This is a genomic window from Acinetobacter sp. NIOH-H-8 (assembly GCF_046635365.1).
Classification (GTDB): domain Bacteria; phylum Pseudomonadota; class Gammaproteobacteria; order Pseudomonadales; family Moraxellaceae; genus Acinetobacter.
Genome location: NZ_JBHDVN010000012.1, coordinates 62,538 through 71,719 on the forward strand (window position 1 = coordinate 62,538; position 9,182 = coordinate 71,719).

The 9,182-nt window shown below is 43.1% G+C and carries 8 protein-coding genes and 2 tRNA genes; 8 read left to right on the forward strand and 2 right to left on the reverse strand.

Annotated elements, in window-relative coordinates:
* Positions 1 to 36 precede the first annotated feature (36 nt).
* The gene (locus ACEWB7_RS07235) at positions 37 to 390 is read right to left on the reverse strand and encodes a hypothetical protein (RefSeq protein WP_034704915.1); all 354 of its coding nucleotides are present in this window, start codon (positions 388 to 390) and stop codon (positions 37 to 39) included.
* Positions 391 to 632: 242 nt separating this feature from the next.
* Between ACEWB7_RS07235 and argG the strand changes: the two genes are divergently transcribed.
* The gene (gene argG, locus ACEWB7_RS07240) at positions 633 to 1,976 is read left to right on the forward strand and encodes an argininosuccinate synthase (RefSeq protein WP_005234795.1); all 1,344 of its coding nucleotides are present in this window, start codon (positions 633 to 635) and stop codon (positions 1,974 to 1,976) included.
* A 54-nt stretch (positions 1,977 to 2,030) separates the two neighbouring features.
* Here argG and ACEWB7_RS07245 read toward each other — a convergent pair whose 3' ends face one another.
* Complete coding sequence (locus ACEWB7_RS07245) at positions 2,031 to 3,302, reverse strand: diguanylate cyclase (RefSeq protein WP_312318589.1); 1,272 nt, start codon at positions 3,300 to 3,302, stop codon at positions 2,031 to 2,033.
* Positions 3,303 to 3,454: 152 nt separating this feature from the next.
* On the opposite strand from ACEWB7_RS07245, the gene pyrC reads away from it, so the two are divergent.
* From pyrC to ACEWB7_RS07280, 7 genes are all read left to right on the forward strand, one after another.
* A complete protein-coding gene (gene pyrC / locus ACEWB7_RS07250; protein ID WP_312308895.1) occupies positions 3,455 to 4,489 on the forward strand; it encodes a dihydroorotase in 1,035 nt (344 codons plus the stop codon).
* The gene (gene rnt, locus ACEWB7_RS07255; protein ID WP_034704922.1) at positions 4,474 to 5,133 is read left to right on the forward strand and encodes a ribonuclease T; all 660 of its coding nucleotides are present in this window, start codon (positions 4,474 to 4,476) and stop codon (positions 5,131 to 5,133) included. The genes pyrC and rnt overlap by 16 nt, the downstream gene beginning before the upstream one ends.
* 20 nt (positions 5,134 to 5,153) lie before the next feature.
* Positions 5,154 to 5,229: transfer RNA gene (locus ACEWB7_RS07260), tRNA-Glu, on the forward strand.
* 451 nt (positions 5,230 to 5,680) lie between these two features.
* Positions 5,681 to 7,111, forward strand: a complete 1,431-nt coding sequence (locus tag ACEWB7_RS07265) for an amino acid permease (RefSeq protein ID WP_034704926.1) — start codon at positions 5,681 to 5,683, stop codon at positions 7,109 to 7,111.
* Positions 7,112 to 7,321: 210 nt separating this feature from the next.
* Positions 7,322 to 7,397: transfer RNA gene (locus ACEWB7_RS07270), tRNA-Glu, on the forward strand.
* A 109-nt stretch (positions 7,398 to 7,506) separates the two neighbouring features.
* On the forward strand, positions 7,507 to 8,919 hold the full coding sequence (locus ACEWB7_RS07275) for an amino acid permease (RefSeq protein WP_034170462.1): 1,413 nt from the start codon (positions 7,507 to 7,509) through the stop codon (positions 8,917 to 8,919).
* 130 nt (positions 8,920 to 9,049) lie between these two features.
* A partial coding sequence (locus ACEWB7_RS07280) for a DUF4372 domain-containing protein (RefSeq protein WP_180004150.1) occupies positions 9,050 to 9,182 on the forward strand: 133 nt, incomplete at its 3' end.

Below are 9,182 nucleotides of genomic sequence, written 5' to 3' on the forward strand. Positions count from 1 at the left end.
CAATTGTGATATTCATGCTGTACCTTAATGGTGAATTTATTGCTGCCATTGATTTTTGCTGGATTTCCATAAGGCAATTACGCCGAGTACTGTACCAATGGGAAAACTAAGCAGCATCAGGATCGCCATAATTCTGGACAAGGTGCGTCCTGAACCATTGTCCTGTTTTACCTTGAGGCAAGCCTGAATGTTCAAAACAATCAGCACAGCCAAAAGTAGCAACACAATACCCAGACTCAACATGGAAATCGTCGACTGCTGATATTCCAGATATAAAAATGCAACTGTACTAAAAATCAGCAAACCGGCATAAATTCCATGCACGATCGACAGGGTTTCATTTTTGGCAGCCGGTTGCAGATTAGGTAAAGGAGGAATATTCGGGCTCATGAGGGCTATCCTGAAGATGTTTTTTTAATGATGTTATTGAATCTTCCCAGATTTTCCTATTTTTTAAGCGTTTGTCAAAAATACGGTAATTTTATGATTATCTAAGCCTATTGAATCAAGATTTTGAAACGAGTTTTTCTTTTCTAAAGCAAACCTAAATAAAATAATGATACAATTGACGCAATATGTGTTTTTTCAGGCCACCACTTCTGGCGTGCCTATTTCATATCATAGGATGAACAATGTCTGATAATGCAACTATCTTGCAGAATGTCCCAGTAGGCAAAAAAGTTGGTATTGCCTTTTCTGGTGGTCTAGATACTTCTGCAGCTCTTTTGTGGATGAAACAAAAAGGCGCTGAACCTTATGCTTATACAGCAAACTTGGGTCAGCCAGACGAAGACGATTACGATGCGATTCCAAAAAAAGCTGAAGCTTATGGCGCAGTAAAAGCACGTTTGATCGACTGCCGTTTACAGCTTGCATTAGAGGGTATTGCTGCAATTCAATGTGGCGCGTTCCACATTTCTACAGGTGGCGTTCCATACTTCAACACGACTCCTCTTGGCCGTGCAGTAACAGGTACCATGCTGGTAACTGCAATGAAAGAAGATGACGTGAACATCTGGGGTGACGGTTCTACTTATAAAGGTAACGACATCGAGCGTTTCTACCGCTACGGTCTGTTGACTAACCCTAACCTGAAAATCTACAAACCTTGGTTAGACCAGACCTTCATTGACGAACTAGGTGGCCGTGCAGAAATGTCACAGTTCCTGATCGACAATGGCTTTGACTACAAAATGTCAAAAGAGAAAGCTTACTCAACTGACTCAAACATGTTGGGTGCGACTCACGAAGCCAAAGATCTAGAATACCTGAATGCCGGTATCAAAATCGTTGACCCAATCATGGGCGTTGCATTCTGGAAAGAAGAAGTTGAAATCAAACCTGAAGAAGTATCGATTACTTTTGAAGAAGGTTTCCCTGTTGCAATCAACGGTCAACGTATCGAAGATCCAGTTGAGTTCATTCTTGAAGCAAACCGTATTGGTGGCCGTCATGGTCTAGGTATGTCAGATCAGATCGAAAACCGTATCATCGAAGCGAAATCTCGTGGTATCTACGAAGCTCCGGGTATGGCCCTTCTTCACATTGCTTATGAACGTCTGGTCACTGGTATTCATAACGAAGATACCATCGAACAATACCGTATCAATGGTCTTCGTTTAGGTCGTCTTCTGTACCAAGGTCGTTGGTTCGATTCTCAAGCATTGATGCTTCGTGAAACTGCACAGCGTTGGGTAGCTAAAGCTATCACTGGTACTGTGACTTTAGAACTGCGTCGTGGTAATGACTACACCATCATGAACACTGAATCTCCTAACCTCACTTATGAAGCTGAGCGTTTAACTATGGAGAAAGGTGATTCTATGTTCTCTCCAGCTGATCGTATCGGTCAGTTGACTATGCGTAACCTGGATATCACAGATACACGTGCGAAACTGGGTATCTATACAGATTCTGGCTTACTTGCAGTAGGTACAGGTTCTGCAGTACCTCAATTAAAAGACAAAAACAAATAAGCTTGTTAAGGTCAAAAAAACCGCTCATCTGAGCGGTTTTTTTATAGATTCGATTTAGGTATTCACACTGTTTGGATTTGCAGTGCGGATCGACTGATAATAAATCTGATTCCGTCCTAGCTGTTTGGCTCGATACAACGCCTGATCGGCAATTCCCAACAAAGCATCCTTATCAATGAAGTATTCACCACGATAAACGGTAATGCCCAAACTGATGATGATATGGTTAGCTACACCAGATTTCTCATGCGGAATTTCCAGACGCTCAATTGCATTAAAGATATTGGAAGCCACTGCATAGGCGCCATGCGCATCGGTTTCCGGAAGCAGTACGACAAACTCTTCACCACCATAACGGGCCACAAAGTCCATATGCCGGATCGCATTTTTAATGGTAAAGGCAATACTGGAAATGACATCGTCCCCTTTTTGATGTCCATAAAAATCGTTATAGTTTTTAAAGTGATCGACATCGATAAACAAAATCGCCAAAGCATGCTGATTACGACGGGAACGTTCAAAAAAGATATCCAGTGTTTCATCGAAAGTTCGTCGATTAGAGATTTTGGTCAGTTCATCATGCTGGCTTAAATGCAGTAATTCTGTGGTATGAATCCGCTGAATTTTCTCACTGATTCTGGCCCGCATAGTATAGAGAAAAATCATTCGCTCACGGGCAAAAAGCATATAACTAATCACACATCCCAATAGGCTACTGCCGATCAGAATCCGTCCCAAGACCAGCGCATTAAAGTCGATCGATAATATGGATAACAGCCAGACTGTACAAAGTGCAGCAAATAACCCCGTGATTAACATCTGTAAAGGTTTTACTCCGGTCAGAATATAACCCAGAATGTAGATAATGGTGATGATCGCCATCGACTGATGTTGCAAGCTTACTGTTTGAATGGACATGGTCAGATAGGAGGTCGAGACTATCATCCAGAACATCAGCAGCATGGAAGCTTGCGGAAAAAAGCGTTTGATTTTAGGTAGACAAGAGAAGAAATAAAAAGCAAGTAAAGCTAGACTACCATTGATCAGCCCTAGCATACAGCGCACAAAATCTTGTACGAAATATTGTGAATCGATAATCCAGTAGTCGGTCGGAACCATGACCAACAGAAAAATAAAATAGGTCAGTACACCTGCCCAGACATACTTTTCGACATGTTTACGTGCCCGCTCCAGGTTTTTGCTCCAGAACTCCTGTTCCAGATTCTGAGGGAAAACCGAGCCTACACGCTGACTTTGCCGTGTGATTAATTCTTCTATTTTTTCTTTTTCATCTTGCAATTTTGCTAGATTGTACTTGTATTCCATTGCCAAGTATTTATGTAATTTTTTTATTAATTTTAAAATATCATACTTTTATAAATTAATTTATAGATATCCCTTATTTTGTATATATTTCTCGTTACCATTTTAGGCATAGATGCATTATCATTTGTTTTATTTCTCCGATTGAATTCGCCTTGAATACGATTACCCTTCTCCAGCCAGACGACTGGCATGCCCACCTGCGTGATGGTCACGCTCTGCAACGCACCGTTCCTGATCTAGCTAAACAGTTTTCCCGCGCCATCTGTATGCCGAACCTTGTTCCACCGGTTAAAACTGTGGAAGAAGCATTAAGCTACCGTGAACGTATTATGGCGCATGTTCCTGAAGGTAGCGATTTTGATCCACGCATGGTGCTGTATTTCACAGATAATACCTCTCCAAGTGAAGTCAAAAAGATTAAAGATTCTGAGCATGTCAATGCTATTAAACTTTACCCTGCTGGCGCAACCACCAACTCGGATAGCGGTGTAAGCGACATTCGTAAAGTATATTCAGTCATTGAACAGCTTGAAGAGCATCAGGTGCCTTTATTGCTGCACGGTGAAGTGACGCATAATCATGTCGATATTTTTGACCGTGAAAAACGTTTCCTTGATGAAGTCTTAGCACCATTACTAAAACAGTTCCCGAAACTGAAACTGGTTCTGGAACACATTACTACCAGCGAGGCAGCTAATTTCGTACTGGAACAGGATCGTAATGTGGCTGCGACTATTACCCCACAGCATTTACTGTTTAACCGTAATGATATGCTGGTTGGTGGGATCAAGCCGCACTTCTATTGTCTGCCAATTTTAAAACGTCAGACGCATCAGCAAACGTTGCTTGAAGTGGCAACGAGCGGTAATCCTAAATTTTTCTTAGGCACCGACAGTGCACCGCACTCAAAAAATGCCAAAGAAAATGCGTGTGGCTGCGCAGGATGCTATAGTGCTCCGACTGCAATTGAGTTATATGCTCAGGCCTTTGATCAAGTAGGTAAAATCGACCGCCTAGAAGGTTTTGCCAGCCACTTTGGTGCAGATTTCTACGGCCTCCCACGTAATACCAGAACCATTACGCTGGTCAAAGAAGATCAAGTTATTCCTGAAAGTCTAGACTACTTGGATGGTGAGCAAATCGTTCCGCTATATGCAGGAAAAACCATTCAATGGAGAAAAATGTGACAAATGAAACTCTTCCAGTCATTGGTCAGCGTTTCCGTGGATTTTTGCCTGTTGTTGTCGATGTTGAGACAGCAGGCTTTAATGCACAGACTGATGCCTTGTTAGAAATTGCGGCCATTCCAATTGTTTATAATGAAGATGGCCAGTTTGTGCCCGGTGAAGCTTACCACGCACATATCAATCCTTTCGAAGGTGCCAACCTGGATCGCCGCTCTTTGGAATTTATCGGGATCGACCCGTCAAATCCGATGCGGATCGCGATGGCTGAAGATGAAAAAACCGCGTTAAAACGTATTTTTAAATCGGTCAATGAAGTGCGTCGTCAGCAAAATTGTACGCATGCTGTTTTGGTCGGTCACAATGCGCATTTTGATTTGGGCTTTGTACAGGCAGCAATTGCCCGTACCGGAACCAAAAACCAGAACCCGTTCCACAGTTTTTCTGTGTTTGATACCGTAACTTTAAGTGCGGTGATGTTTGGTCAAACGGTTCTGGCTAAATCTTGTATTCAGGCCGGGATTGAGTTTGATGGCAAAGAAGCACACTCTGCGTTATACGATACGCAAAAGACTGCGGAACTGTTTTGCTATATTTTAAACAAACTCGCACCTCACCTGCTTGACACTTTGGTGGCGGATCAATAAGATACCGCCATCTTCTAAACGTCCCTATCGTCTAGAGGCCTAGGACATCGCCCTTTCACGGCGGTAACCGGGGTTCGAATCCCCGTAGGGACGCCATCTTATTTCCCCCACTCTTCTTTCATTTTTTCCAAGAAAACTCTTTTTCTTATTATTGCTTTCAATCCTATTGTTATAAATTCCGTATGACTGAGTTTGGTGCACTTTCTCGTTTGCTTAGGCTATAATCAAGTGGATGTTAGGTTTTGATCAATTTTCCCATGCTAAAGAAAATCTTGCTTATTTTACTCATTCTGGCACCTTCAGTGCTTTATATTTATGTGATCAGTCGCGATGATAAAACTACTGAGAGTCAAACAAAAACTGCACCAGCTGAAAAAAACATCAACTGAGCAATACCAGACCCCAGATCACTAGTTTTTAAGAGACTTCGCAAATATTTATTTTTCAAATTAAAAGAAGAATTTTATGAGGAAATTCCAATTTATGTGATATTTCACATAATTAAAACTAAAATACTTTTTTTTAAATCTCTCCTTTTAATTGAGCTATGCAATCTCCCTCTCCACCTTCACAGCATTCGTCTGTTGAGGGCCAAACTCCGTCGTTAAAACGTGCCATGGGCACACGTCATCTGATCATGCTTTCTCTTGGTGGTGCAATTGGTACCGGCCTGTTTATGGGTTCCGGTGAAGTGATTTCACAAGCTGGGCCTTTAGGCGCGGTACTGGCCTATATTATTGGCGGCTTGATCGCCTATATGGTAATGCTCTGCCTCGGTGAACTGGCCGTACATTTACCTGTGTCTGGTTCTTTTGGTGCCTTTGCAACCCATTATATTGGACCGGGTACAGGCTATATGGTGTCCTGGATGTACTGGCTGGGCTGGTCAGCCACCTTGGGTACCGAATTTACTGCCGCTGCGATTCTGATGCAGGAATGGTTTCCGCAAACTTCGATCTGGTTATGGACATTGATCTTTGCTGCAGGTGTTCTGCTCTCCAATCTAAGCTCAACCCGTACCTTTGCCGAATCAGAATTCTGGCTATCGCTGGTGAAAGTCGCGACTGTACTGATTTTCATTATTCTGGGCTTTGCCTGTATCTTTGGTTTTATTCCGTTCCAAGGTTATGAATCTGCGCCACTGTTCAATAATTTGACTGAACATGGCTGGCTGCCAAACGGTTTAATTCCGTTATTCACCACATTACTAATCGTGAACTTTGCCTTTAATGGTACCGAGATGATCGGGATCGCTGCCGGTGAAACCGAAAATCCTGAGAAAAATGTACCGAAAGCGATTCATGCTGCGGTATGGCGTCTGATGATTTTCTTTGTCGGGACCATTATCGTGATTAGCTCGCTGCTGACTTATACCGATGCGGGTTTACAGGTCGGTGGTCATGGGGGCTTAAGCAGCAGTCCGTTTGTATCCGTGTTTACCGAAATGGGTATTCCATATGCGGAAGACTTTATCCGTTTCGTAATTATCACTGCACTGCTGTCGACTGCAAACTCTGGCCTTTATGCCGCTTCACGTATGATGTGGGCATTGTCTTCACAAAACCAGTTACCGCGACTGTTTGCTAAAGTCAGTAAATCCGGCGTGCCTTATGTAGCAGTCTCGGTCACCATGATTGGCGGTTTGCCTGGTCTGCTCTCTGAGCAGTTTGGCGCTGATGTCATCTTTAAAAACCTAATGGGCGTGGCCGCTTTTACCATGGTGATTGTCTGGATGAGCATCTGCTGGAGCCAGTTTAATTTCCGTCGCCAATGGCTGAAGTCTGGTCATAGTGTCTCTGAACTAAAATTCCGTACACCTTGGTTCCCTTTAGTTCCCATTCTAGGTTTTGTAACTTGTACTGCAACCGGTCTGAGTATGGCAGCTGACCCTGAAATGCTCTCTGGTTTTATTGGCTGTTTATTGTTTATGACAGCATGCTATGCAAGTTACTACTGGCTTTATCATCAAAAAGCTTAAGTTCTAAACTTTTGAACTGAAATAATTTCTTTAATAAGCCCAATTCCGATTGGGTTTATTTTTTCATATCTGGTAAATCCGTTCAGAAAATAACACCTTAATAAAATAAAGCTTTTGTTTTGCCTAATGTTTAAACTGTTAAATACATTTTAGTAAAAACTCTTTTGACAAAGTCCGGCTGAGTCCTTAATATAGCCATCACCTCGCAACGTCCCTATCGTCTAGAGGCCTAGGACATCGCCCTTTCACGGCGGTAACCGGGGTTCGAATCCCCGTAGGGACGCCATTATCTGATCGCACACGATCAAGTCTTATACATAATCCATATTAATACGTTGCAGATTTGTAGTTTTTCACTACAATAACCCGCTTCATTCTTTTATTTTTTGACTCCTATGCACTCATCTCCGAATGATGCTACGCATCAGGGCAATTCTGCGCCTTTAAAACGCGCTATGAGTACTCGACATCTGGTCATGATTTCGCTTGGCGGCGCAATCGGAACAGGCCTATTTTTAGGTTCGGGTGAAGTCATTGCACAAACGGGGCCTGTAGGTGCCATTCTTGCTTATCTCCTTGGCGGGATCATCGCTTACATGGTTATGCTATGTCTGGGTGAACTTGCCGTTCATATGCCCGAATCGGGCTCATTTGGCGCCTATGCCAAACGCTATATTGGACCAGGGACTGGCTACACCATTACCTGGCTATACTGGCTGACCTGGTCAGTAACCCTGGGAACTGAATTTACCGCTGCAGCTTTATTAATGCAGGAATGGTTCCCGGATAGCTCCATGTGGATGTGGACACTGATCTTTGGTGCTTTCGTATTCGCACTGAATATGATTTCCACTCGCTGGTTTGCTGAATCCGAATTCTGGCTGGCACTGGTGAAAGTCGTTACTGTTGTGACCTTTATCCTGCTTGGCCTACTCGCTATTTTTGGTGTAGTAAGCTACCAAGGACAGGAAACTGCTCCGTTATTCAGTAACCTGACAGCTCAAGGCTGGTTCCCCGAAGGTTTATTTCCAATCTTCACAACCATGCTGATTGTAAACTTCGCTTTCTCTGGAACTGAACTGATTGGTGTGGCTGCTGGTGAAACTAAAGATCCAGCCAAAAATGTACCGAAAGCAATTAATACTGCAATTTTCCGCTTACTGATTTTCTTTGTAGGTACAATTATTGTGGTGACCTCCCTTCTTCCGCATCAAGAAGCAGGTCTGGCAGCTGAAGGTGTCAGTAGCAGTCCATTCGTGACAGTATTCCAGCATATTGGTATTCCTTATGCCGAAGATATTATCCGCTTTGTGATTATTACAGCACTGCTGTCTGCTGCTAACTCAGGTCTATTCGCTGCATCCCGTATGATGTGGTCATTGTCTTACAGCAAACAGTTACCAGCAGTATTTTCCCGCTTAAATGCGCGTGGTGTACCTTATATTGCAGTCATTGTCACCATGATTGGCGGTATGCCTGGTTTGCTGTCTGAACAGTTTGCCCCGGAAACCATCTTCACGAACTTGCTAGGTATTGCAGCATTTACCATGGTTGTGGTCTGGATGAGCATCTGTCTCAGCATGTTCAACTTCCGCCGTGAATGGTACAAACAGGGTAAAACAGCGAAGGATCTTGATTTTGCTGCGCCATTGTTCCCGATCGTACCGATTCTGGGTTTTCTGTTCTGTCTGATTACCTGTATCAGTATGGTGTTTGATCCGAGCATGCGTATCAGTTTCTTTGGCTGCTTGCTGTTTATCGCACTGTGCTATGCCAGCTACTACAAGTTCTATCACAAAAATGCTTAAACATTAAAATGACCAAAAGAGCAGCTTCGGCTGCACTGCTGTCCCATAGTTTGCTTTAAATAAAAAAACCTGAGTCCTAACAGTTAAAATATGAGTGCAAACAAACACTTTAACGACCAGGATTCAGGTTTTGTCCCATCAGAATACCGTATTTCATGAGCTAATTAAACCTGTTGTGCGACAGGATTTTGAACAACTTGCTAAAGTACACCATGTTGGACAGAAATTTAGAGCGGCTTCCCGGTGGGATCAGTTTATTGCCA